Raw genomic sequence first — 23,800 nt, forward strand, 5'->3', positions numbered from 1 at the left:
GGATGTGTCTGGATGTCTTCGGCAATGACGTTAGGAAAGTCGATAGGCACCTTCGGGTGCGCAACGGCGATGGCAGGCTTGATTCATGACAGTCGAACCTGCCGAGCCGATCGTCGCGGAACCCGCGCAGTTCGCGCCGTACGGCGATTTCGAAGCCGACTGCCCGGCCAGGATGGCGGTGGACCTCTTCGGCAACTCGTGGCTACCGGTGATCGTGTACATGCTGCGCGAGGGCCCGATGCGGCCGGGCGACCTGCGTACCGCCATCGGCGGTATCAGCCAGAAGATGCTCACCCAGACGCTGCGTCGGATGGAGCAGATGATCCTCATCGAACGCCGCCGCTACGCCGAGGCGCCGCCGCGGGTCGAGTACGAGCTGACAGCGGCGGGACATGATCTGCTGAATCCGATCTACGCCCTCGGCGAGTGGGTGGACCGACACGGGAGCGCGGTCCGCGCCGCGATGTCGGGCGCCGACGACGAGGACTGAGCGCGGCACAGAGTTCGGCCGCCGCAGGAGGTATGTCTGCTGGGTATGACCGAATTCCGCTCGTCCCGCGCACCGCCCTCCGCAGGCCTAACAACGCGTAAACGCGCGGCTAACAGGGCAGGAAGTGCCCATGACCTGCGCGAAACTTCTCGTACCCAGAGTTGGGTTGCCGGTCGGCGACCGTACGATTCAAGGGTGAGTGTTCCGCAGGCCGTACTGTTGGCAGTCCTCGCGGCTGTCGTCGGACTGGCAGTCGGCGGGCTACTGATCCCGTTCATGAACGCCAGGCAAGCCGCGCGCAGGCAGGCCGACTCGGGGCTCACGATGTCGCAGGTGCTCGACCTCATCGTTCTTGCCTCCGAGAGCGGCATCGCGGTGGTCGACGAGTATCGCGACGTGGTGCTGGTGAACCCGCGCGCCGAGGAACTCGGCCTCGTCCGCAACCGGCTGCTCGACGAACGCGCGTGGGCCGCGGTGGAGAAAGTCCTGGCCACCGGTGAGTCCGCCGAATTCGACCTCACCGCGAAGAACCCGATGCCCGGCCGCAGCAGGATCGCGGTGCGCGGCGTGGCCAGGCAGCTCTCGCGCGAGGAGACCAGCTTCACCGTGCTGTTCGCCGACGACGACTCCGAGCAGGCCAGGATGGAAGCCACGCGCCGGGATTTCGTCGCCAATGTCAGCCACGAGCTCAAGACCCCGGTCGGCGCGATGAGCCTGCTCGCCGAGGCCATGCTGGAATCCGCCGACGACCCCGAGGCAGTGCGCCACTTCGGCCAGCGGGTGCTCGGCGAATCCCGGCGCCTCGGCAAAATGGTGACCGAATTGATCGCGCTGTCGCGACTGCAGGGCGCGGAAAAGCTGCCCGAGCTCGAAGTGGTCGATGTGGACACGGTGGTGATGCAGGCGGTGGACCGCTCGCGCACCGCGGCCGAGGCGGCGGGCATCACCGTCAGCACCGACCGGCCCAGCGGGCTCGAGGTGCTCGGTGACGAAACTCTGCTGGTCACGGCCCTGTCCAACCTGGTGGAGAACGCGATCGCGTATTCGCTGGCCGGCTCACACGTGTCAGTGAGCCGGTCGCTGCGCGGCGACCACGTCGCGATGGCCGTCACCGATCGTGGCATCGGTATCGCCAAGGAAGATCAGGAACGGGTTTTCGAACGCTTCTTCCGATCCGACAAGGCGCGCTCGCGCGCCACCGGCGGTACCGGGCTCGGGCTGGCTATCGTCAAGCACGTAGCCGCCAACCACAACGGTGAGATCACCCTGTGGAGCAAGCTGGGCACCGGTTCGACGTTCACCTTGCGAATACCCGCCCATCTCGAGGCCGACAGCGACGACGAGGTCGACGGCTCCGTGGTGAGCATGAGAGAAATCAGCCCGCGCCCCTCGGGGCCGAGCAGACCCAATGGTGTGGAGGCACGCAGATGACGAGTGTTCTGATCGTCGAGGATGAGGAGTCGCTGGCCGATCCGCTCGCGTTCCTGCTGCGCAAGGAGGGTTTCGAGGTCACCGTCGTCGGTGACGGGCCGTCCGCGCTCGCCGAATTCGACCGCTCCGGCGCCGATATCGTGCTGTTGGACCTCATGCTGCCCGGCATGAGCGGCACCGACGTGTGCAAGCAGCTGCGCACCCGCAGCGGGGTACCGGTCATCATGGTGACCGCGCGCGACAGCGAGATCGACAAGGTGGTCGGGCTCGAGCTCGGCGCCGACGACTACGTGACCAAGCCGTACTCGGCACGCGAACTCATCGCACGCATCCGGGCCGTGCTGCGCCGCGGCGCGGGCGACGAACTTGACGGCGGTAACGAGAGCGGCGTGCTGGAAGCCGGTCCCGTCCGGATGGATGTCGACCGGCACACCGTGCACGTGAACGGCAAGCAGGTCACCTTGCCGCTGAAGGAATTCGACCTGCTCGAATATCTGCTGCGCAATTCCGGCCGGGTGCTGACCCGTGGCCAGCTGATCGACCGGGTCTGGGGCGCCGATTATGTCGGTGACACCAAGACCCTCGATGTCCACGTGAAGCGCCTGCGCTCGAAGATCGAGGGCGATCCGGCCAAGCCGGAACATCTGGTGACGGTGCGCGGCCTCGGCTACAAGCTCGAGGCGTGACGGCCGATTTCTCCAGGCGAATCCGCCGAGGCCCCCGACAACCTCGGCGTCGCCGCGATCTCAGGGCAGGTAGAGCCAGGTGGGGCCGACGGGGGTGTCGGTCTTACGCAGGCTGATCCAGCCGAGGGCGTCTTCCTGCATGCAGTCGTAGACGTCCGCTGCGCTGGTGCCGCGGCAGGCGATGGTGTGGGTGACGCCGTACGGGCTCATGATCAGGTTCTTGCCCTCCTTCGCCGCATTGAGCGCCTCAGGGGTGTTGGCGGGCAGGAAGTCGGCGGTGAAATCGGCGTATTTGGCCGGGTCGCCATTGGGTTCCGCGTGCGCGGCGCCGCTCATGGCGAGCGCGGCTCCGACGGCGATGGTTGTCAGGGTGACGGCTTTCTTCAACATGACCGCACATCAAACCCCATATTGGTAAAGCTCGCATGGCGCGCAGGTGAACCACCCGCTATGAAAACCTCACGCCGATTGGTCGGAAACCGGTGCGTCCGCCTTCATTCGATCGGCATTCACGGTCGCCGGATGAATTGCAATCAGGCCGAGTCCTTCTCTGCGCTTGCAGTGCCTCGCCAGTGCCTCGTAGGCGGGTTCGCCGAGTAGTTCTTTGAGCTCGGCCGCAAGGGACTGCCACACCGGACGCGCGGCGACATGGGCGTCAGGGGAGCTGGTGCAGTACCAGCCCAGGTCCAAACCTCCGGAGCCCCAGCCGCGCCGATCGTATTCAGTGATGGTGGTGCGCAGGATCTGGACGCCGTCGGAACGGTCGACCCACTCCATGGTGCGCCGGATGGGCAACTGCCAGCACACATCCGGCTTCACCTCCAGCGGCTCGATACCTTTGCGCAGTGCCATCGAGTGCAGGGCGCAGCCGACGCCACCCTCGAAATCGGGACGGTTGAGGAAGATGCACGCACCGTCGAATCGGCGGGTGCGCAGCGCGGGCTCGTCTTCCAGCTCATCGACCTCGAGATAGCCCCGCTTGGTGACCTTGCCGTCCACATTCTTGGCTTTGTCCATCAGCTGCCAGTCCTCTGGTGTGAGCAGTTTCACAGAGGCTTCCAGCCGCTTGCGGTCTTCCTTACCGGACATGAAAGCGCCGTGCGAGCAGCAGCCGTCGTCGGGACGGTCGCTGAGAATTCCCTGGCACGCCGGCGTGCCGAAGACGCATGTCCAGCGTGACAGCAACCACGTCAGGTCGGCGGCGATCAGATGCTCGCTGTTTGCTGGATCGACGAACTCGATCCACTCCCGCGGGAAATCGAGCCCTACCTCGGGAGTCGGTTCGATCTTCTCGGCTGGTCGGGGCCGGGCCGGGCCGTTCGCGGATGCGCCTACCGTCACACCTCGAGACGCTAACAGTTCGGTCGCCTCGCCTAAAGTCCTGGTTCACCCAGTACCGTGTTCATGTGCGGCTTGGGGTACTCGATGTCGGAAGCAATACCGTCCATCTGCTCGTGGTGGACGCCCATCGTGGTGGCCACCCGATGCCGATGAGCTCGACAAAGGCGACATTACGGCTGTCGGAGAACATGGATGGCGCAGGTCGGATCACGGTCCAGGGGGCCGAACGACTGATCGCGACGGTAGCCGAATTCGCCAGCATCGCCGAGACCTCCAAGTGTGTCGAGCTGATGCCCTTCGCGACCTCGGCGCTGCGCGAGGCCACCAACGCCGAGGAGGTGCTCGCCAGCGTGCGGGCCGAGACCGGCGTCGAGCTGCGGGTGCTCTCCGGTGTCGACGAGGCCAGGTCCACTTTTCTCGCGGTGCGCCGCTGGTACGGCTGGAGCGCGGGCCGCATCCTCAATCTCGATATCGGTGGCGGCTCGTTGGAAATGACCAATGGCGGCGACGAGGAGCCCGATGTCGCACTGTCGCTGCAACTCGGCGCAGGCCGGCTGACCCGCGAGTGGCTACGCGAGGATCCGCCGGGCAAGCGCCGCGTCGCCGTGCTGCGCGACTGGCTCGACGCGGAGCTGGTGGTGCCCACGAAACAGCTGCTGGACGTGGGTAAGCCGGATCTCGCGGTCGGCACGTCGAAGACCTTCCGATCGCTGGCTCGGCTGACCGGAGCGGCACCCTCTTCTGCGGGACTGCGGGTGCGCCGTACACTCACCAGCTCAGGTCTGCGCCAACTGATTGCTTTCATCTCACGAATGACAGCGTCGGACCGTGCAGAATTGGAAGGCGTAAGTTCCGATCGGTCACAGCAATTGGTGGCTGGCGCATTGGTCGCGGAGGCGAGTATGCGGGCACTATCGCTGGATACCCTCGAGATTTGTCCGTGGGCACTGCGCGAGGGGCTGATCCTGCGCAAACTGGATACCGATATGAACGGCGGACCCCGGGCGACGAGCTCACCGGGACCGGCTGCCGGGACCGGCAGGCCGGCACCCGGTGGTGGCGTCGCGCTATCGGGCCCGATCGAAACGGTGTCGCCATGAGTGATGACTCCAAACAGCTATCGGTCGCCGAACTGTTGGCCCGCAACGGTCAACAGGGTTCGGCGTCCTCCGGTGGCGGTGGCAGGCGTAGGCGCAGCGGCCGTGGGATCTCGGTCGCGGAGCTGACGGGGGACCTTCCCGTCATCCCGGCCGGCGGCGGTCGCTCCTCGCACGCCGCGCCCGACGAACCGGCGTTCGACCCGCCGTCGTATGAGCCCGCCGCGTATGAACCGTCGGCCTATCAGCCATCGGTACGCGAGCCCGCCGCATACGAACCCGCGGCGTATCAGCCGTCTGCGTTCGAATCGCCTGCGCCGGAACCGGTTTCGTACACGCCCGAGCCGGAGCTGCCGAGCTATTCGCCGATGTCGGGGCCGATCACGCGATACGACCCGCTGTCGGATTACGCCGCGCCCGAGCCGGATCCGTTGCCCGGCCGCTCGAACCGGGTCATGCCGGGGCGGGATATGCCCGCTTCGCGACATTCCGCGCCCGCCGACCCGTTGTCGTCGCACGCCGCGCCCGACCCCTATGCCCCCGTCGATCCTTATGCGCCGGTCGATCCCTATGGGGCCGATCCGCTGTCTGGCGACAGCGTGCCGCCGCTCGGTTCCGGGCGCACCGGTCGCAGGCGCAGGCGCGATCCCGACGAGGAAACGACCGACGTGCGGCCGCTGCGCGAGGCGGGCCGAGCCGACCCGCTCGCGGACCGTGGATCGCTCAACGGCCATAGCGGCAACAGCGGAGCCAGGACCGGCAGAGCCGCCCGCCGCCGCGCGGAGGAGGCGCTCGAGGCCGCGCCGTCGACCGCGCCGTGGTCGCCGGAGCCCAACGGGTTCGCACCCGAATCGGCGCCGTCACCGCTTTCGCCGTTGCCGGAGGCCCCGCCGAGAGGCAAACGGGCCCCGAGTCCGGAGCCGCCTCCCGAGCCGCCGCGAAGATCATCCCGACGCCCTGCCGATGGCGCCTTGCCGGCGTGGTCGGCACGAAGACACCACGCGCCGACCCCGAACAACAACGATCTGGCGCCCGAATCCGGTGGGATTCCGAGCGCGGCGTGGTCGCTGGCCAGCCAGGATCAGCAGCTGGTCTCCGGTCAGACGGTCGCGGGTGACCTGCTGCGCGACGGGGTCGAGCGGGCCGAGCGCGAGGACGCCGAGCGCGCGGGCAGACGCGAGGGCGGTCGAGGCAAACGTGGCCGCGGGAAACGCGACGGGGGCCGTGCCCTCGACATCGTCGACCTGGACGGTATGCAGGGCCGCACCGATGTGCACGCGCCGTTCGAGGTGGATGCCGCCCAGCTGGAGGACGACGAGGACGACTTCGACGAGCATCCGGATTCGGAGCGGTCGGGGATCATGTCGCCGCGCCGTTCGCGGGTCGCGCGCAAGGCCGAGTTCGACGCCAATCGGCGGCAGTGGATGATCCTCGGCGGACAGAGCACCGGCGCCGCGGTCGCCGGCATGTTGCTGTTCAAGGGGTTCGAGCGGATGTGGGAGATGCTCCCCTGGGTGGCGCTGGCCCTGGCGATGATCGTGATTCTCGGCCTGGTGGCGCTGGTGCGGATCCTGCGCAGGACCGACGACATCCTCAGCACGGTGATTGCCGTCGTCGTCGGCATCTTTGTCACGCTCGGACCGCTAGCCTTTCTTCTCAGTACGAACTGAGTAGGAGCTGCTGTGGGGAACATCGGGCAGGCAGACGACACACGGGTGGGAAGTGTGGTCGGCGCGGACGTACTGGGTACGGGCGTGCGCACCGAACCCCGCTCACCCGGCGAACCCGCGTGCGTCGGCGGGCAGCGGCCGATATTGGTCGGCCTTTCGACGGCTTCGGTGTATCCACAGAACACCGAAGCGGCCTTCCGCTACGCGGCCGAACTCGGTTACGACGGCATCGAGTTGATGGTCTGGGCCGAGCCCGCCAGTCAGAGCATCGCGACTGTGCAGGCCTACGCTCGCAAGTACTCCGTGCCCGTGATCGCGGTGCACGCGCCGTGCCTGCTCATCTCGCAGCGAGTGTGGGGCTCGGATCCGGTCGCCAAGCTGGAGCGCAGTGTGCACACCGCCGAGGCGCTCGGTGCGAGCACCGTCGTCGTGCATCCGCCGTTCCGGTGGCAGCGCCGTTATGCGGAGGGTTTCGCCGACCAGGTCGGTGAGCTGGAGGAGCGCAGCACCGTCATCGTCGCGGTCGAGAATATGTTCCCGATGCGCGCGGACACCTTGTTCGGTCGTGGCGCCGGTTCGGTCAAGCGGCTGGAGCGGCGCGGCGGACCGGGGCTCGGCGTGACCGCGTTCAGTCAGTCCTACGATCCGACCGACGTCGGATACCGGCACTACACCCTCGACCTCTCGCACACCGCGACCGCGGGCGCCGATCCGCTGGCGCTGGCCGGGCGGATGGGGCATGGCCTCGCACACCTGCATCTCGCCGACGGCCGTGGCGCCGCGCACGATGAGCATCTGGTACCCGGCGAGGGCACCCAGCCCTGTGTTGAGCTGTGCGAGGCCCTGGTGCGCACCGGTTTCTCCGGGCACGCGGTCGCCGAGATCAATACCCAGAGCGCACGCACCACCCAGGACCGTGCGGCGATGCTGCACCGCACGCTCGCGTTCGCCAGACAGCATCTCAATGGCATGGCTCCTGCTCCCGCTCCCGCGCCGAGCCATGCAGGCCAGGTGTGACGAGGTCGTTCGCCCGCCGCTCGCCGGAGGGGAATGCGGACGTCGAATCCGGTCGTTCTACGCTGTACGAACGCCAGGTATCGGGAAAGTGTGGTGTCTCGGCGATCGCCGCGGACCGCCGATGCGGCACAGGAACGACAGGAGTGACGATGCCGGAGCTGACCGTGGACCTCGAGCGGGACACCGAGACCGACGCGCCGTTCAGCCGCGTGTGCGCGCTGACCGAACTGTCCACGACCACTCCCGACGCCGGTCGCTACCTCGGCGTCATCGACGAGATCTGGACGATCGGCAAAAAGGTGCACGGTGGCACCATGGTCGCGGCCAGCGCCGCGGCCGCCACCAACTGGCTGCGCGCCTCCGATCCGGCACTCGCCGCGATGGCGCCCATCGCGGCGAGCTCCGACTTCCTCGGCGCTCCGGAGCCCGGTGAAGTCGAGTACGAGGTGCGCATCCGCAAAGTGGGCCGTCAGATCTGCCTGGCGGACACGACCCTGATCCAGGATGGGCGCAGCCTGGTGCGAACCGCGTTCACCTTCGGACACCTCGACGACGCCGATCCGCTGTACGCACCGCAGCACGGCGATATGCCTGCCGCGCCGCCCGCCGACGCCGTCGGCTACGAATCCGGCTCACCGATGGGCAGCATCGTCCATGTGGGTCAGGGCGCGGAGCTGTACATCGACCGCGAGTGGGCCAGATTCCTGGACGGTGAGCAGGCCGAACCGCGGCTGCGGCTGTGGATGCGCCCACGCGCGGGCGATCAGCGCGATCCCGATGTCTCGATGTTCTTCGCGATGATGTCGGCCGACATGAGCCCGCCGGTTCCTATGAACCTCGGCCACTTCGGCTGGGCTCCGACCGTCCAGATGACCACCTACCTGCGCCGCAGGCCCACCCCCGGCTGGCTGCGGATCATCGCGACTACCCACGAGGTCGGTGGCCGCATGTTCGACGAGGATCAGCTGATCCTCGATTCCACCGGTGCGGTCGTCGCGCAAAGCCGCCAGCTGGCGCTGATTCCGCAGCGTTGAGCGCGGTCTAACCTTTACCTCCATGACGAGAATTGCGGTGATCGGTGGAGGTCGCATCGGGGAGGCGTTGGTCGCCGGGTTGCTCGAGTCGGGTCGAGCGGGCAAGGACCTGGTCATCGTCGAGACGCACGCTGATCGCGCCGCGCTGATCGCCGATCGGTTCGGCGTGCGGGTCACCGAGTCGGTGGCCGATGCGGTCATCGGCGCGGATCTGCTGGTGATCGCGGTCAAGCCGGGTGACGTCGACACCGTGCTGACACAGCTGGGCAAGGCCGAGCTCGATGCGGACCGGGATCAGGTGCTCGTCTCGCTCGCGGCCGGCGTGCCGACCGCGCGGCTCGAGGCGAAGCTGCCCGCGGGCTTCCCCGTGGTGCGGGTGATGCCGAATACCCCGATGCTGGTCGGTCAGGGCATGATCGTCCTCGCGCCGGGCCGCTATGCCAGGCCGGAGCAGCTGGTCGAGGTGACCGACCTGCTCTCCGCGGTCGGCAAGGTGGTGACCGTCGCCGAGTCGCAGATGGACGCGGTCACCGCGGTGTCGGGTTCCGGACCCGCGTATTTCTTCCTTGTCGTCGAGGCGATGGTGGACGCGGCCGTCGGCCTCGGCCTCACCAGGGACATCGCCACCCAGCTCGTGGTGCAGACCATGGTCGGGTCCGCCGCGCTGCTGGACGATGCCGAGCAGAGCGCCGTGGAACTGCGCGCCGCGGTGACCTCGCCCGCGGGCACCACGGCCGCGGCGCTGCGTGAGTTGGAGCGGGGCGGGGTCCGGTCGGCGATCCTGGAGGCACTGCACGCGGCCAAGCAACGGTCTGCGGAACAGGGCAGGTCTACCGAGTGACCGGTCGGTTCCCCGCAAGCAAAGCTTATTTCTCACACCCGTCGCAGTAATCCCACTGGTCCCGCTAAGCTTCAAGGAGCACGTGCGTGTCTGTTCCGCCGGTGGGGAAGCCGGCGGCGCGGACGTGCCGGAGGTCAATGGTGCAATGATGTCTAACAAGATGTCTGCAAATAGCTCAGGGACGTCGCCTGGCGGCTCCGGACCATCTACCAGCCGGGCAGGTTCCCGGTCGCAAGGCAGTTCGGTATCTCCAGCGCAACCCGTGCTCGGTGGCGGCACCCAGTTCCTCACCGTCGCCGAGGTGGCAAATTTGATGCGGGTATCCAAAATGACGGTCTATCGGCTCGTGCACTCGGGTGAGTTGCCCGCCGTGCGAGTCGGTCGGTCGTTCCGGGTGCATGCCAAGGCGGTCCACGACTATCTGGAGACGTCCTACTTCGACGCTGGATGAGGCGGTTTCGTTCGCCTCGGGGTGTCCCGGTAGGATGAACCCTCGGTTCGTGTTCGCCTGCCGGTGGCACCGTTTCGTGGTGTCCGGTGGCCGTCGGCGGCGCGGATGCCGAGTACGGCGTACGTGATTGACGTGCGCGCCGAGTAGAGAGAACGCGAGGAACAACCCTATGGGTTCTGTGATCAAGAAGCGTCGCAAGCGCATGTCGAAGAAGAAGCACCGCAAGCTGCTTCGCCGCACCCGCGTTCAGCGGCGCAAACTCGGCAAGTAAGCCACTGCGCGTTAGCTGAGGAGCCCGTCACCGATCCGGTGGCGGGCTTTTCGTTTTGAAACATTCAAGTTTGAAAACGGCTTGTGTATCAGGTGACTGAAATCATCGTTAGATCCTGGTTAATAATCTCGGCGCGTCGTATGGCAGCGGTTACGCTTGAACCGCATTAAATGAAATGGGGGGCTGTCGAGTTGGGATCCGGTGCTGTGGGATCTGAGATAAGAGACGGACACACACCCAAGGTTGCGCTGGTCACCGGCGCCAGCCGGTTCTTCGGCGGCAATGTGGTGGCCAGACTCGCCCAGGACCCCGGCATCGAGCGCATCATCGCTGTCGACACCATGACCCCCAGCCGTGAGCTCTCCCGCCGCATGGGCCGCGCCGAATTCATTCGCGCCGACATTCGAAATCCGTTGATCCGCAAGGTAATCGATGGCAGCCAGGTGGATACCGTCGTGCATGCCGCACTGCTGGCGCGCCCACCAGCCGGTTTCAGCAGGGCGGTGATGAAGGACCTCAACGTCCTTGGCGCCATGCAGCTGCTCGCGGTCTGCCAGAAGTCGCCGTCGGTGCGGCGAGTGGTGGTGCGTTCGACGTCGGCGGTGTACGGAGGCAGCGCGAAGGACCCCGCGAAATTTACCGAAGAAATGAGTGCGCGCATCCCGCCGAGCGGCGGATTCGCGCGCGACATGATCGAAATCGAAGGATTCGTCCGCGGGCTTGCCCGGCGCCGCCCCGATATGGCCACCGCGGTTCTGCGTTTTGCGCCGATCGTCGGTCCACGGCTGGCGGGTCGCGGTGTGCAATATTTGCGTTCGCCGGTCGCGCCGACCGTGTTCGGCCGCGATGCCAGGATGCAGCTGGTGCACGAGCAGGACGCGATCGCCGCTTTGGCGCATGCTGCCAAAGTTTCGGCCGTCGGCGCATACAATATTGCGGGTGACGGCGCCCTTGCTCTATCGCAGGCGGTGCGGCGGGCAGGCCGCATCGAGCTTCCGATCCCGTTCCTGGTGTTCCGCACGGCGGGACGCGCGCTGATGGGCACGCTGATGCGTGAATTCAGCAGCGAACAACTCGATTATTTTCATTTCGGCTGTGGCCTGGACACCACGCGCATGCGCACCGAACTGGGGTTTGTGCCGCGCTGGACGACGGTGCAGGCGTTCGACGACTTTATCGGGGGCGCAGCGTTGCGGCCCGTCATCGATCCCGCATGGATTGATGCCGCAGAAAAGAAACTGCTCGGCCTGCTCGGGGCCGGTACGGGAGCGCAACCATGAACGATGTCGCGAAAGTCATCCAGCTCCACGACGTGAATATCGAGGCGCGCCCGCGCCCGACCGCGCGTCGCTGGCCGGAACCCACGGTCGGTGAGTCGTCGCCGAGCCAGGTGACCTCGCTGACCGAACGGCTTGCTGCTACCGAACCGCCAGTGCCGCAATCACTGTCGGACATGGTGCGCGGCGCCCTCGGCAAGCAGATCGGCAAGACCGCGGATTTCGCGCGGCGCAGGCTCACCGGCGATTACCAGGTCGACGAGTTCGGCTTCGACGAGCACCTGCTCGAATCGCTGATCCTGCCGATGCTGCGTCCCATGTCCGATTTCTGGTTCCGGGTGCAGGTCAGCGGGATGGAGAACATTCCGGAGGTGGGTGGCGCGCTGGTCGTCGCCAACCACGCGGGCACCGTGCCGCTGGACGGACTGATGCTGCAGCTGGCGGTGCACGACAAGCATCCGAAGCAGCGGGCGCTGCGCCTGCTGGCCGCCGACCTCATTTTCGAGACGCCGGTGCTCGGTTCGCTGGCCCGCAAGGCGGGCCACACCCTGGCCTGCCGTCCGGACGCCGAACGACTACTGCGCGCGGGTGAGCTGACCGGCGTATTCCCCGAGGGCTTCAAGGGCGTCGGCAAGCAGTACACCGATCGCTACAAGCTGCAGCGCTTCGGCCGCGGTGGATTCGTCGCCGCCGCGGTACGCACCGGCACCCCGATCATCCCGTGCTCGATCGTCGGTTCCGAGGAGATCTACCCGAAGCTGGCCGATATCAAGCCACTGGCCAGGCTGCTCAACCTGCCGTACTTCCCGGTGACCCCGCTGTTCCCGCACTTCGGTCCGCTCGGCGCGGTCCCGCTGCCGTCCAAGTGGTACATCGAGTTCGGCGCGCCGATCCCGACCAACGGCTACGAGGCCGAGGCCGCGGACGACCCGATGACCATGTTCGAGGTCACCGACCAGGTCCGCGAAACCATCCAGCAGACCCTCTACAAACTGCTGACCAAGCGCCGCAACGCTTTCAGCGGATAGTCAGTGCTCGCGGCGGCGGGTGACCGCCGCAGCCACCGCACCACCGGCGGCGCCCAGCGCCAGTGCCGTCGGCACGCCGATCTTGGCCGCCTTGCGGCCGGTCCGGAAGTCCCGGATTTCCCAGCCGCGATTCTTGGCGACCTCCCGCAGATCCGAATCCGGGTTGATCGCCACCGCCGTGCCGACCAGCGACAGCATCGGCACGTCGTTGTGGCTGTCGGAGTAGGCGGTGCACCGCTTGAGGTTCAAGCCCTCTCGGACGGCGAGGGTGCGCACCGCGTGCGCCTTGCCCAGGCCGTGCAGGATGTCCCCGACCAGCCGGCCGGTGAACTTTCCGTCCACGCTTTCGGCGACGGTGCCGAGGGCGCCGGTCAGCCCGAGCCGTTTGGCGATCACCTGGGCCAACTCGACCGGCGTCGCGGTGACCAGCCAGACCTGCTGGCCCGCGTCGAGGTGCATCTGCGCGAGAGCCCTTGTCCCCGGCCAGATTTTGTCGGCGATGATCTCGTCGTAGATCTCCTCGCCGAGTGCGGCGAGCTCCGCGGTCGGGCGGCCGGCGATGAATGCCAGCGCCTTTTCCCGGCCGCTTGCCATATCGGTGCTGTTCTCTTTGCCGGTGACGCGGAATTTGACCTGTTTCCAGGCGACATCGACCAGGTCGGAGGTTTTGAAGTATTTGCGCGCGGCGAGACCACGGGCGAAATGCACGATCGACGCGCCCTGCACCATGGTGTTGTCGACATCGAAGAACGCGGCCGCGGTGAGATCGCGCGGCACCTCCGGTCCGGTCGTCTCCTGCTCGGCGGCCGCCAGGTCGGCGTCGTGCAGCGTCAGCGCGGCATCCGCGCTCGCCTCACCTGCCAGGTTGGCCCGCAGCTCTTCCTCGCTCGGCCCGAAGGGGCTGCGGGAGATCCGCGCGAGCTGGTCCTGGAGGCTCTGGCCGAGCCTGCCCTGGTTCCATCGCACCGGAAACTCGCCGAATCGTCCGGCGATGAATCCGGCCTTCGTCCCTGAACTGTGGGCCACCTTCGATTGTTCCGGCACCAGTACCTCCGCCCGTCGCGCGAACCACGTCCACAGTAGCCGGAAGCGGTGACAGTCACGGGCTTACCGCGCGCACCGAACCGGGCGTGGCGAGGCGATTTAATATCCGTCATGACCAATCCCACACATTCGGTGACTTTGCTGACACGATCCGGCTGCGGGCTGTGTGTCACCGCACTGGAACAGCTGCGGGCGATCTGCGCCGACTTCGGGATCGAGCCCGCGACGGTGGATGTCGACGTGGCCGCCGTTACCGACCCTGGCCTGCGCGCGGAGTACGGCGACCGGCTGCCCGTCGTGCTGCTCGACGGCCGTGAGCACAGCTATTTCGATGTCGACGAGCCCCGTTTACGGTCCGATTTGACCCGCTGAGGGAAAGCTGATCCTGTCCGTTTCCGCCGCGCTGCTGGTCGCGGCGGAAAATGAGGCCAAATTCACCGACTTTGTGCAGGGCTTCACAAGCGGTTACGGTGGTGGCACGCGACCCGCATGCCGAGGCTGCGGACCCACCGCGAATGACACCCAGCATTCCGATACTTCGATCATGGCACCGGACCGCCCCGGGCAAGAGGTCGAACAGCGAACCGGACCTGAGCAGTCCGGAACGAGGAGCCGACGACGTGACAGAGCAGCATGAGACGCCAGGCGGCGTCTCCGGCAGGGCTCTGCAGAAGGACATCCCGCAGGCCACTGTTGCGCGGCTTGCCACCTATCTCCGGGTCCTCGCCATGTTGGCCGACGACAGTGTTGCCATCGTATCGAGTGAGGAACTGGCTGTCGCGGCGGGTGTCAATTCCGCCAAGTTGCGCAAGGACCTTTCCTTCCTCGGGCCCAATGGCGTTCGGGGTGTCGGCTATGACGTGGCGAAGCTGCGCAGCAGGATCGAGGACGTGCTCGGGCTGTCGCAGGGTCATCGGGTGGTGCTGGTCGGCGCCGGAAATCTGGGCCGGGCTCTGGTCGGCTATGGCGGTTTCCAGCGCCGCGGGTTCACCGTCGTCGGCATGTTCGACAGTCATCCCGAGGTGATCGGCCTGCAGGTCGCCGGTCTGGTGGTGCGTGACGTCGCCGGACTCGCCGAGGCCGTCACCATGCTGCAGCCGACCATCGCGGTGATCACCGTTCCCGACGACGCGGCGCAGGCGGTGTGCGATTGCGTTGTCGGCGCGGGCCTGCAGTCGATTCTGAGCTTCGCTCCGTGCGAGCTGACCGTGCCGGACGGCGTCGAGGTCCGCCGGGTGGATCTGGCCGTCGAGATGCAGATGCTTTCTTTCGACGCTTCGCGCAACGCACCGGCGTTACCCGAAGTGGCACGTGCCGTGTCGGGCCGCATCACCCATCGCGCGCATCCGGCGCTCAAGCATTCGACCTCGCATTCGGCAACGGAGCCAAGCAGCAAGGGATCGGTGGTTACCCCATGAGTGTTCTTTTGGTCGGGATTTCGCATCGGAGCGCTCCCGTCTCGGTGTTGGAGAAGGTTGCCATCACCGATGCCGACCGCCCGAAGCTGGTCGACCGAATGCTCACTTCCAGCCACGTTTCCGAAGCGATGATCGTCTCCACCTGCAACCGGGTCGAGGTTTACGCGGTGGTCGACGCCTTCCACGGCGGTCTCGCCGAGATCGGCGATCTGCTGACCAAGCATTCCGGACTGCCGCTGCCGGATCTGACCAAGCACGCCTACGTCCGCTACAGCGAGGCCGCGGCCGAGCATCTGTTCGCGGTGGCGAGCGGCCTCGATTCGATGGTGATCGGCGAGCAGCAGGTGCTCAGCCAGATCCGCAGCGCCTACGCCTCCGCCGATTCGCAGCAGGCCGTCGGCCGGACCATGCACGAACTGGCCCAGCACGCATTGCGGGTCGGCAAGCGGGTGCATTCGGAGACCGGCATCGACAGAGCGGGCGCTTCGGTGGTTTCGGTGGCGCTGGATCGGGCCCAGCAGGTACTGCGGGCGGCGGCGAACGGCCCGCAGGCGTCGGCCCGGGTTACCACCGACGGCCCCGCTGCCGCCTCATCCGATTCCGCGCTGGCGGGCCGGACCGCCGTTGTCGTCGGCGCCGGTGCGATGGGCGGCCTTGCCGTGGCGCATCTTTCGCGTGCGGGCATCGGTCGCATCATCGTGGTGAACCGCACCATCGAGCGCGCCAGCAGGCTCGCGGAGACCGCGGCGTCCTACGGGGTCGAGTCGGCGGCGATGGAGCTGTCGCGGCTGACCGAGGCCATGGCCGCCGCCGATGTCGTGATCACCTGTACCGGCGCGGTCGGCGCCGTGGTGACGTTGGCCGACACCCACCGCGCCCTCGCCGACCGCGAACGCGGCGCCGAATCCGCTTCGGCCGAACGGCCATTGATCTTCTGCGACCTCGGCCTGCCCCGTGATGTCGAGCACGCGGTCGCCGGGCTGCCCGGCATCACGGTGATCGACATCGAGACGCTGCAGCGTGACCCCGCGGCCGGAGCCGCTGCCGACGACACCGCCGCCGCCCGCGCGATCGTCGCCGAAGAACTCGCGAAATACCTTGCCGGCCAGCGGATGGCCGAGGTGACGCCGACTGTGGCCGCACTGCGGCAGCGCGCGGCCGAGGTGGTCGAGGCCGAACTGCTTCGCCTCGATTCCCGGCTGCCGAGTCTTGCCGACCCGGAGCGCGACGAGGTGGCGCGCACGGTGCGCCGCGTGGTCGACAAGCTGCTGCACGCGCCGACGGTGCGGGTCAAGCAGCTGGCCTCGACGCCGGGCGGCGACAGCTACGCCGAGGCACTGCGGGAATTGTTCGAGCTCAAACCTGGTGCGGCGCAAGCAGTCGCCGCGCCGATGGAGATCAACGCGATCGGCGGCGAGCACGGGTCCTTCCGGTTCGCGGGCGACGGCGACATTGTGCTGGCCGACGACTTCACGGCAGGCCACCTCGGCGAAGAACGGGGGCAGTCCGCATGACCATCGTGCAGGAAGAGGACAACGTGACCGCAGGCAGCATTCATGCGCCGTGGCGGATCGGCACGCGCGGCAGTTTGCTCGCGCTCACCCAGTCGGGCACAATTCGCGACGCGCTGATCGCGGCTGGGCACGCGGCAGAGCTGGTCGTGATCAAGACCGCGGGCGACAACAACGCGACAGACCCGGTCGCGACGATCGGCGTCGGGGTGTTCACCTCCGCGCTGCGTGACGAATTGGCCGCCGGATCCATCGATATCGCGGTGCACTCGTACAAGGATCTGCCGACCGCGCTCGACCCCCGTTTCACCATCGCCGCCATTCCGGTGCGCGAGGATCCGCGTGACGCTCTGGTCGCCCGCGACGGACTCGTGCTCGGTGAGCTGCCCGCCGGTTCCAGGGTCGGCACCTCCGCGCCGCGGCGCGCGGCGCAGTTGCGTGCGCTCGGACTCGGTCTCGACATCGTGCCGCTGCGCGGCAACCTGGACACCAGACTGCGCAAGGTCGCCGAGGGCGAGCTCGACGCGGTCGTCGTCGCTAGAGCGGGGCTCGCCAGAATCGGCCGTCTCGACGTCGTCACCGAGGCGCTGGAGCCGGTCCAGATGCTGCCCGCTCCTGCGCAGGGTGCGCTCGCCGTCGAATGCCGCAGCGACGACACCGCATTGCACGCGGTGCTGGCCGGACTCGACGACGCCGCCACCCGGGCCGCCATCATCGCGGAGCGGGCCCTGCTCGCCGAGCTGGAGGCGGGCTGCACCGCGCCGATCGGCGCGCTCGCCGAGGTCGTGGAATCGCTCGACGACGACGGCCGGGTTGTCGACGAACTCTCGCTACGCGGATGCGCGGCGGCCATCGACGGTTCCGAGGTGCTGCGGGCTTCCGTGGTCGGCGCCCCGGAGCGGGCGGCCGAATTGGGTCGAGCACTTGCCCGTGAGCTGTTGGAGCTCGGCGCGCGTGAGCTGCTCACCAGCGTGGAACCGGAGGTGCCCGGTTCCCCCACACAGGCGGTGAATCCGCCCGCCACAGACTTTGTCGATCCCAGCCCAATGGAGAACAGCCGATGAGCAGCCGAGCTACCAAGAAGCATCCCGGTCGAATCCTTTTCGTCGGGTCGGGTCCCGGCGACCCGGCATTGCTGACAGTGCGCGCCCGTGAGGTGCTCGGCCGGGCGACGCTGGCGTTCACCGATCCCGATGTGGACAAGGGCGTGCTCGCCCTCATCGGGACCGCCGTTGCGGCGGATCAGGACGGCGAGCGTCCCGTCGATGTGCGTCCGGCGCTCGGCGAACCCGCCGAGGTGGCCAAGACGCTGATCGCCGAGGCCCGCAACGGTCATGACGTGGTCCGCGTCGTCTCCGGCGATCCGCTGACCACCGATGCCGTAATCGCCGAGGTCACCGCGGTGACCAGGTCGCACATGGTCTTCGAGGTGCTGCCCGGTCTGCCCGGCGGCTCGGCGGTGCCGAGCTACGCGGGCATCGCGCTCGGGTCCGGGCACACTGAGGCCGACGTGCGCGGCGAGGTCGACTGGGCCGCACTCGCGGCCGCGCCCGGCCCGCTGGTGCTGCACGCGTCCTCGGGGCACCTGGCCGAAACCGCCAGCGCCCTCGTCGAACACGGCATGGCGCCGCAGACCCCGGTCGCGGTGACCGTGCGCGGCACCACGCGCCAGCAGCGCACCATCGAGGCGACCCTCGCCACGCTCAACAGCGCCGCCTCCGAGCTGGTCGGCCCGCTGGTGGTGACCATCGGCAAGGTGGTCGCGCATCGTTCGAAGATGTCGTGGTGGGAGTCGCGCGCGCTGTACGGCTGGACCGTGCTCGTGCCGCGCACCAAGGACCAGGCAGGCGAGATGAGCGAGCGGCTGGTGACGCACGGCGCCATCCCGATGGAGGTGCCGACCATCGCGGTCGAGCCGCCGCGCAGTCCCGCCCAGATGGAGCGGGCGGTCAAGGGTCTCGTCGACGGCCGCTACCAGTGGGTGGTGTTCACCTCCACCAACGCGGTGCGCGCGGTGTGGGAGAAGTTCGCCGAATTCGGCTTGGACGCGCGGGCGTTCTCCGGTGTGAAGATCGCCTGTGTCGGCGAGGCCACCGCGGAAAAGGTGCGCTCGTTCGGCATCAACCCGGAGCTGGTCCCGAGCGGTGAGCAGTCCTCGGAGGGCCTGCTCGCAGACTTCCCGCCCTACGACGACGTTTTCGATCCGGTGAACCGAGTGCTGTTGCCGCGCGCGGACATTGCCACCGAAACTCTCGCCGAGGGTCTGCGCGACCGCGGCTGGGAGATCGACGATGTCACCGCCTACCGGACCGTGCGCGCGTCGCCGCCGCCCGCCGAGACCCGCGAGATGATCAAGACCGGCGGTTTCGACGCGGTCCTGTTCACCTCGTCCTCGACGGTGCGCAACCTGGTCGGCATCGCGGGTAAGCCGCATGCCCGCACCATCGTCGCCTGCATCGGCCCGAAGACGGCCGAGACCGCCATCGAATTCGGTCTGCGCGTCGACGTGCAGCCGGAGGTCGCTCAGGTCGGCCCGCTGGTCGAGGCGCTCGCCGAGCACGCCGCACGGCTGCGCGCCGAGGGTCTGCTGCCGCCGCCGCGTAAGAAGAGCCGCCGCAGCCGGTAACCGGATTGCCGGACGAAACGCCCACCACGCTGTGGGCGTTTCGTTTTTCCACCGGCCGCCGGGTCGAACGCCGGGCAGCTCGGCGGGATCAGCGGCTGTAGCGCATCAGGGTGCGCACCAGCCTGCAGGTGGTGTCCGACGGTGGGCGGATATCGATGAGTTCCGCGGTGCGCCGAATACGCTCGTTGCTCGCTTGGCTCGGGAGGTAGATCCCCGAGTCCAGCAGCGCGATGGTCAGTCGCATGGCCTTGAGCCTGCGGTTGTGGCTGACGTACCACTTGCGTGGGCGGCCTGTGGGCAGCGGCCGCTTCTGCAGCGGAACATAGGGCCGGTCGATGATGACGGTCTTCGACTTGGGTGCGGTAGCGGGCATCGCCAGTCCTCCCGTAGTGGTGCGTTTTCGAGTGCGAATCTCTCGAACACTTCTTCGATTCTACCTCTGGGCACCGACAAAAACCGCTGGCCACAAGGACTTTCGTGGTCGGCGCGGTAGTGGGAAGAGCGCCGCTGAAACACCCTGGAGACGGCAGGCGTATCGTGCGGTTCATGACCGGAATGGACCGCCCGCGGCGGTTACGCCGTACTCCCGCTCTGCGCCGCCTCGTGGCCGAAACGACTCTGCAGCCACGGCAATTGGTGCTGCCGATGTTCGTGGCCGATGGCCTGGAAGAACCGCGGGAAATCAGTTCGATGCCGGGGGTGATGCAGCATTCGATGGATTCGCTGCGCAAGGCCGCCGTCGAGGCGGTGACCGCGGGTGTCGGCGGGCTCATGCTGTTCGGGGTGCCGCGTTCGGAGGACAAGGACGCCACCGGCAGCAAGGCCAGCGATCCGGACGGCATCCTCAACCGGGGCCTGCGCGCGCTGGCCGATGAGGTGGGCGGCTCGACGGTGGTCATGGCCGACACCTGTCTCGACGAGTTCACCGATCACGGCCACTGCGGCGTGCTCGCCCCGAACGGCGCCGTCGACAACGACGCGACTCTGCATCGCTATGTGGAGATGGCGCTCGCGCAAGCGGACTCCGGCGCCGACCTGCTCGGCACCAGCGGGATGATGGACGGCCAGGTCGGCGCGATCCGGCGCGGGCTGGACGCGGTCGGGCACACCGACACCGGCATCCTCGCCTACGCCGCCAAGTACGCCTCGGCCTTCTACGGCCCGTTCCGCGAGGCCGTCGGCTCCTCGCTGGAGGGCGACCGGCGCACCTACCAACAGGATCCGGCCAACCGCAAGGAGGCGATCCGGGAGCTCGAGCTGGATCTGGCGGAGGGCGCCGACATCGTGATGGTGAAGCCAGCGATGTCCTACCTGGACATCCTGCGCGATGTCGCCGACCGCTCGTCGGTTCCGGTCGCCGCGTACCAGATCTCCGGCGAGTACGCGATGATCACCGCCGCTGCCCAGCGCGGCTGGATCGACCGCAGGGGCGCGATCATGGAGTCGTTGCTCGGCATCCGGCGGGCGGGTGCGGACATCGTGCTCACCTACTGGGCAACCGAGGCCGCACACTGGCTGTCGTGACGAACCCGATAGGCCCGATGGGCGTTGTGCCGCAGCCGCCCGCACCGCCGGAGGATATCCGGACCGCACGTCAATTATGGTGGGGCGTTATCGGTTTCGGCATTGTGCAACTGGCGGGCTCGATGCTGGCCGCGATGCGGAATCGGCACGAATTCGCCAAGCAGATGCTCGACCAGATGCAGGAGAGCGATCCGAAATTCACCATGGCCACCGCCGACCTGATGGTGTCTTTGGCGTACGTGGTCGCGGTGCTACTCGGCCTCACCATCGCGGCGGTCGCACTGGTGCTCGCGCACCAACTGTTCCTCGGCAAGCTGTGGGCGCGAACGCTGCTGACCTTCGTCGGCGTCTGGCTGGCGCTCACGGCGGTCGGCACCATGTTCGCGCTCGGTTCGGGGACCGCGGGCGCGGCCTCGCTGGTGGCGGGCGGCGCGGGCATCGTGCAGGGCGTGCTCGCGGCGGGCGCGATCTACCTGAGTCACCGTCCGGACTCGACCGCGTACTTCCAGCTGAAGCGCAGGTGAACGGGCGGTCGAGCAGGCGCCGAATTGGTCGGGGAAACGCCAGCATGTATCGTGAGGGTTGTCACAGTGGACTTGGGAACCGGTAGTTGCTTGTCAGGCGTTCATTCGCGTTTCGTGAGTGCGTTGATCAGATGGCTCCGGGGGATCGGAGGCATAGATGCGTGTGGTTATCCAACAGCCGCAGAGCATTCGGCGAGAATTGCTCGTCCTCAGCCTGCTGATTCTGTTCGGTGTGCTCACCGTCGCAGTACTGCTGATTCCCGGCTTCGTCGGCTGATTCGCCCGCGTTCGATGGTCTTCCCCGTCGGCGTGATCGGGGCGACCGGGAGCGGGACGTGAGCGATGTGGCGGATGGTTCCGGCATCCTGTTCGCCGAACCCGGCGCGCGCTGGCGCGCAGTGTCCTACGGGCCTGGTCTGTGCCTGATCATTCTTTTCATCGAAGTGGTGACCGCCAGTGCGGTGCACTGGTTCGCCTTGATTTTCTGCGCGGCGCTGATCGTGGGTTTCGTTGTGCTGCAGGTGATCGCGGGTCGACGTCATGTGAGCGTCGAACTCACCGACGGCCTCCTGCGCGAGGGCACCGAGACGCTCCCGCTGAGTGCCGTCGCCGCGGTGCTCCCCGAGCGCGACGAGGACTCCTGGGACGAGGAGGATTGGGAGTCGGCGCGGGCGCTCGGCGAGCTGAGCGGGGTGCCGCGCCGCCGTAGCGGGATCGGACTGCGGCTGGTCGACGGTAGCTTCGTGCAGGCCTGGGCCAAAGATCACCGTGGATTGCGGGCCGCGCTCACCGAGGCGCTCGACCGGCGGCGCGGCACCGCAGGCATCGACGCCACCGAAGGCATTGCCGAGAGCGTCGATGGAGCCGATAGCGTCGATGGAGCCGATGGCGCCGAAGACCCCGGCGGCACCGATGACCGGCACAGCGAGAACGGAGCGGATCGTTGAGGCGAGAAATCGTAGTGTTCGGTGAGGTCGTCGTCGTGGTGCTGTGCCTGGTCGTTGCGGTGCTCAGTTGGCGAAACGGGTTGGTCACCACGTCATTCGCGGCCACAGGCGACATCCCGGCCCACACCGCGACCCGCTATGTCGGTCCATGGTTGCTCCTGGCGGCTTTCCTGGTCGCGACAGCCGGTGTCGTAGGCATCGACGCGGGCGCACGGGCGTTGCGCGTCGGCGCCGAGCGTCCCTCGGCCCGGGTCTGACCGAGCCCGAGCAACCACCGGCGATCACCGCCGCCGCCACTGTTTCACCGCGCCGATCGCGGGACATCGAAGCAATGAAGCCGACAAGCCACGCTAGGAAGATCGTCCTGGAGGTCGTGGCAGGCGGCACGGTCGGTGTCGCCACCACGGCTCCCGCCGCTGCCGACTCCGCCGAGGTCGCGCCGGTTCCGCCCGCTCTGGTGGCGCCGGCGTTCGTCGCCACCCCGCGGGCATTGCTGCTGCCCGCGCCGTTGGCCTCTCCGCCGAGCACCGGCTCGGCTGGGTTCTGTGCCGGATCACCTGATGCGGCACGCTCTGGCGCGCAACCGCCGACTCGGTTACCGTGCACGTGCAGCCACGGCTGCAGTGAGCGGCAGGGCGGCGCACTACGCTGGATATGGCGAATCTTTGTGTGGCCGTTAAGATTTCGCTGTAATTCAGAGTGCGTCGATAAAGGAATGCTTGTGATCGGATTTGCTGGAAAGCTGGGTGCCGGGGTGGCCATCGCCGCCGCGATCGGGATCGGCGCCGCGCCTGCGGGCGCCACCACATTGCCGCTGGAGCCCACCGCGGTCGAGACCGCCGAGGTCGAGCCGGTCTTCGCCCCTGAGACCGGCTCCGCGGGCATCTACAACGGGATCATGTGCCAGCTGCACACCATCTCGGCCTCGGTGCCGTGCATGTACACCTGAGCCGGAAACCCGGCTCGAGTGCGTGACCGGCGCGCGCTCAGTTCCACTGCTGATAGATGTCCAGCACGCGACCGTCGCGGGTGCCGGGGGCGTTGAGGTACACGGTGATGGTGCCGTCAGGGTGACTTGCGGCCTCCACCATGACCTGGCGCAGCGAGGCATGGACGTTGCCGCTGTCGTCGTGATAGATCCGAGTATCGCTCTTCAGGCCCGCGCCGATCCGGTTCGGCGGCACGAGCATGGAGACCAGTGCGGGCAGCGGCCCGTCGGCGATGGCCGTGGTCTCCTGGTGGCTCAGACGCACGCCGACTCGGTCCGGCTGTCCGATCGGTTCCACGGCGGCGGCGGTTCCCGCGCCGAGCAGTGCGGCGGCGGTGGTGCAGGCGGCGAGAACCGCGGCGGTGAAGACGGCAAACCGCATAGACAGACCCTTCTTACTGGTAGATGGTGCCCGAATGTGGTGTGAGACGCACCGAGATTACGCATCAGCAATCATTTGGCGACCGATATTCGAAGAAACCTGCTCGGCGTGTTGCGCAGAAGCGCCGCGTCGCCGCGCGGCACGCGCTGCGGTGTGGATCACTCCACTACACCCTGTCGTCGACTCGATCGGATCGGGCTGA

At 67.5% G+C, this 23,800-nt stretch carries 27 protein-coding genes; 22 read left to right on the forward strand and 5 right to left on the reverse strand.

Annotated features, from left to right (window positions below; all coding sequences use genetic code 11):
* Positions 1 to 85 precede the first annotated feature (85 nt).
* From ACFU4Z_RS23785 to ACFU4Z_RS23795, 3 genes are all read left to right on the forward strand, one after another.
* Positions 86 to 490 carry a winged helix-turn-helix transcriptional regulator gene (locus ACFU4Z_RS23785; RefSeq protein WP_379066588.1) on the forward strand — a complete coding sequence of 135 codons (405 nt, stop codon included), beginning with the start codon at positions 86 to 88 and terminating at the stop codon, positions 488 to 490.
* Between the two features lie 195 nt (positions 491 to 685).
* Positions 686 to 1,921, forward strand: coding sequence for an ATP-binding protein (locus ACFU4Z_RS23790; RefSeq protein ID WP_328406644.1), 1,236 nt, complete (start codon positions 686 to 688; stop codon positions 1,919 to 1,921).
* Positions 1,918 to 2,607, forward strand: coding sequence for a response regulator transcription factor (locus tag ACFU4Z_RS23795; RefSeq protein ID WP_328406643.1), 690 nt, complete (start codon positions 1,918 to 1,920; stop codon positions 2,605 to 2,607). The genes ACFU4Z_RS23790 and ACFU4Z_RS23795 overlap by 4 nt, the downstream gene beginning before the upstream one ends.
* A gap of 60 nt (positions 2,608 to 2,667) precedes the next feature.
* Here ACFU4Z_RS23795 and ACFU4Z_RS23800 read toward each other — a convergent pair whose 3' ends face one another.
* Together ACFU4Z_RS23800 and ACFU4Z_RS23805 are read right to left on the reverse strand one after the other, a co-directional pair.
* The gene (locus ACFU4Z_RS23800; RefSeq protein ID WP_379066591.1) at positions 2,668 to 2,997 is read right to left on the reverse strand and encodes a hypothetical protein; all 330 of its coding nucleotides are present in this window, start codon (positions 2,995 to 2,997) and stop codon (positions 2,668 to 2,670) included.
* A gap of 69 nt (positions 2,998 to 3,066) precedes the next feature.
* Positions 3,067 to 3,948: a hypothetical protein gene (locus ACFU4Z_RS23805; protein ID WP_379066592.1), complete on the reverse strand. Its 882-nt coding sequence runs from the start codon at positions 3,946 to 3,948 to the stop codon at positions 3,067 to 3,069.
* A 65-nt stretch (positions 3,949 to 4,013) separates the two neighbouring features.
* Between ACFU4Z_RS23805 and ACFU4Z_RS23810 the strand changes: the two genes are divergently transcribed.
* From ACFU4Z_RS23810 to ACFU4Z_RS23850, 9 genes are all read left to right on the forward strand, one after another.
* The gene (locus ACFU4Z_RS23810; protein ID WP_379066594.1) at positions 4,014 to 5,048 is read left to right on the forward strand and encodes a hypothetical protein; all 1,035 of its coding nucleotides are present in this window, start codon (positions 4,014 to 4,016) and stop codon (positions 5,046 to 5,048) included.
* The gene (locus ACFU4Z_RS23815; protein ID WP_379066596.1) at positions 5,045 to 6,715 is read left to right on the forward strand and encodes a hypothetical protein; all 1,671 of its coding nucleotides are present in this window, start codon (positions 5,045 to 5,047) and stop codon (positions 6,713 to 6,715) included. The genes ACFU4Z_RS23810 and ACFU4Z_RS23815 overlap by 4 nt, the downstream gene beginning before the upstream one ends.
* A 141-nt stretch (positions 6,716 to 6,856) precedes the next feature.
* Positions 6,857 to 7,732, forward strand: coding sequence for a sugar phosphate isomerase/epimerase family protein (locus ACFU4Z_RS23820; protein ID WP_379066891.1), 876 nt, complete (start codon positions 6,857 to 6,859; stop codon positions 7,730 to 7,732).
* A gap of 149 nt (positions 7,733 to 7,881) precedes the next feature.
* Positions 7,882 to 8,766: a thioesterase family protein gene (locus ACFU4Z_RS23825; RefSeq protein WP_379066598.1), complete on the forward strand. Its 885-nt coding sequence runs from the start codon at positions 7,882 to 7,884 to the stop codon at positions 8,764 to 8,766.
* Positions 8,767 to 8,788: 22 nt separating this feature from the next.
* On the forward strand, positions 8,789 to 9,607 hold the full coding sequence (proC, locus tag ACFU4Z_RS23830; protein WP_379066600.1) for a pyrroline-5-carboxylate reductase: 819 nt from the start codon (positions 8,789 to 8,791) through the stop codon (positions 9,605 to 9,607).
* Positions 9,608 to 9,767: 160 nt separating this feature from the next.
* Entirely contained in the window at positions 9,768 to 10,058 is a 291-nt protein-coding gene (locus ACFU4Z_RS23835; RefSeq protein WP_364905513.1) for a helix-turn-helix domain-containing protein, read from the forward strand.
* A 169-nt stretch (positions 10,059 to 10,227) separates the two neighbouring features.
* The gene (locus ACFU4Z_RS23840) at positions 10,228 to 10,329 is read left to right on the forward strand and encodes a 30S ribosomal protein bS22 (protein ID WP_003402602.1); all 102 of its coding nucleotides are present in this window, start codon (positions 10,228 to 10,230) and stop codon (positions 10,327 to 10,329) included.
* A gap of 206 nt (positions 10,330 to 10,535) precedes the next feature.
* Entirely contained in the window at positions 10,536 to 11,609 is a 1,074-nt protein-coding gene (locus ACFU4Z_RS23845) for an NAD-dependent epimerase/dehydratase family protein (RefSeq protein WP_379066603.1), read from the forward strand.
* Positions 11,606 to 12,634, forward strand: a complete 1,029-nt coding sequence (locus ACFU4Z_RS23850; protein WP_379066605.1) for a lysophospholipid acyltransferase family protein — start codon at positions 11,606 to 11,608, stop codon at positions 12,632 to 12,634. Before ACFU4Z_RS23845 ends, ACFU4Z_RS23850 begins: the two co-directional genes overlap by 4 nt.
* On the opposite strand, the gene ACFU4Z_RS23855 is transcribed toward ACFU4Z_RS23850, so the two are convergent.
* Positions 12,635 to 13,600: an HAD-IB family hydrolase gene (locus ACFU4Z_RS23855; protein ID WP_328412441.1), complete on the reverse strand. Its 966-nt coding sequence runs from the start codon at positions 13,598 to 13,600 to the stop codon at positions 12,635 to 12,637.
* A gap of 189 nt (positions 13,601 to 13,789) precedes the next feature.
* On the opposite strand from ACFU4Z_RS23855, the gene ACFU4Z_RS23860 reads away from it, so the two are divergent.
* From ACFU4Z_RS23860 to ACFU4Z_RS23880, 5 genes are all read left to right on the forward strand, one after another.
* Positions 13,790 to 14,050: a glutaredoxin family protein gene (locus tag ACFU4Z_RS23860; protein WP_379066607.1), complete on the forward strand. Its 261-nt coding sequence runs from the start codon at positions 13,790 to 13,792 to the stop codon at positions 14,048 to 14,050.
* Between the two features lie 248 nt (positions 14,051 to 14,298).
* Positions 14,299 to 15,096 (forward strand): redox-sensing transcriptional repressor Rex, encoded by a 798-nt coding sequence (locus ACFU4Z_RS23865; protein WP_379066609.1) that lies wholly within the window; start codon positions 14,299 to 14,301, stop codon positions 15,094 to 15,096.
* A complete protein-coding gene (locus ACFU4Z_RS23870) occupies positions 15,093 to 16,610 on the forward strand; it encodes a glutamyl-tRNA reductase (protein WP_379066611.1) in 1,518 nt (505 codons plus the stop codon). The genes ACFU4Z_RS23865 and ACFU4Z_RS23870 overlap by 4 nt, the downstream gene beginning before the upstream one ends.
* The gene (hemC, locus tag ACFU4Z_RS23875) at positions 16,607 to 17,671 is read left to right on the forward strand and encodes a hydroxymethylbilane synthase (RefSeq protein WP_379066613.1); all 1,065 of its coding nucleotides are present in this window, start codon (positions 16,607 to 16,609) and stop codon (positions 17,669 to 17,671) included. Before ACFU4Z_RS23870 ends, hemC begins: the two co-directional genes overlap by 4 nt.
* Positions 17,668 to 19,233, forward strand: coding sequence for a uroporphyrinogen-III synthase (locus ACFU4Z_RS23880; RefSeq protein ID WP_379066615.1), 1,566 nt, complete (start codon positions 17,668 to 17,670; stop codon positions 19,231 to 19,233). Before hemC ends, ACFU4Z_RS23880 begins: the two co-directional genes overlap by 4 nt.
* 88 nt (positions 19,234 to 19,321) lie before the next feature.
* Here the strand turns inward: ACFU4Z_RS23880 and ACFU4Z_RS23885 are convergent, their stop codons facing one another.
* Positions 19,322 to 19,606, reverse strand: coding sequence for a hypothetical protein (locus ACFU4Z_RS23885; protein WP_379066617.1), 285 nt, complete (start codon positions 19,604 to 19,606; stop codon positions 19,322 to 19,324).
* A 173-nt stretch (positions 19,607 to 19,779) separates the two neighbouring features.
* Between ACFU4Z_RS23885 and hemB the strand changes: the two genes are divergently transcribed.
* From hemB to ACFU4Z_RS23910, 5 genes are all read left to right on the forward strand, one after another.
* Complete coding sequence (hemB, locus tag ACFU4Z_RS23890; RefSeq protein WP_379066619.1) at positions 19,780 to 20,757, forward strand: porphobilinogen synthase; 978 nt, start codon at positions 19,780 to 19,782, stop codon at positions 20,755 to 20,757.
* Positions 20,754 to 21,281 carry a hypothetical protein gene (locus tag ACFU4Z_RS23895; RefSeq protein WP_379066621.1) on the forward strand — a complete coding sequence of 176 codons (528 nt, stop codon included), beginning with the start codon at positions 20,754 to 20,756 and terminating at the stop codon, positions 21,279 to 21,281. The genes hemB and ACFU4Z_RS23895 overlap by 4 nt, the downstream gene beginning before the upstream one ends.
* Positions 21,282 to 21,616: 335 nt before the next feature.
* Positions 21,617 to 22,228: a hypothetical protein gene (locus ACFU4Z_RS23900; protein WP_379066623.1), complete on the forward strand. Its 612-nt coding sequence runs from the start codon at positions 21,617 to 21,619 to the stop codon at positions 22,226 to 22,228.
* Positions 22,225 to 22,485 (forward strand): hypothetical protein, encoded by a 261-nt coding sequence (locus ACFU4Z_RS23905; RefSeq protein ID WP_379066625.1) that lies wholly within the window; start codon positions 22,225 to 22,227, stop codon positions 22,483 to 22,485. Before ACFU4Z_RS23900 ends, ACFU4Z_RS23905 begins: the two co-directional genes overlap by 4 nt.
* 464 nt (positions 22,486 to 22,949) lie before the next feature.
* A complete protein-coding gene (locus ACFU4Z_RS23910; protein WP_379066627.1) occupies positions 22,950 to 23,177 on the forward strand; it encodes a hypothetical protein in 228 nt (75 codons plus the stop codon).
* Positions 23,178 to 23,214: 37 nt separating this feature from the next.
* Here ACFU4Z_RS23910 and ACFU4Z_RS23915 read toward each other — a convergent pair whose 3' ends face one another.
* Positions 23,215 to 23,598, reverse strand: coding sequence for a hypothetical protein (locus tag ACFU4Z_RS23915; RefSeq protein WP_379066629.1), 384 nt, complete (start codon positions 23,596 to 23,598; stop codon positions 23,215 to 23,217).
* Positions 23,599 to 23,800 lie beyond the last annotated feature (202 nt).

It is taken from the genome of Nocardia sp. NPDC057440 (assembly GCF_042802915.1).
In the GTDB taxonomy this organism is placed as follows: Bacteria; Actinomycetota; Actinomycetes; order Mycobacteriales; family Mycobacteriaceae; genus Nocardia.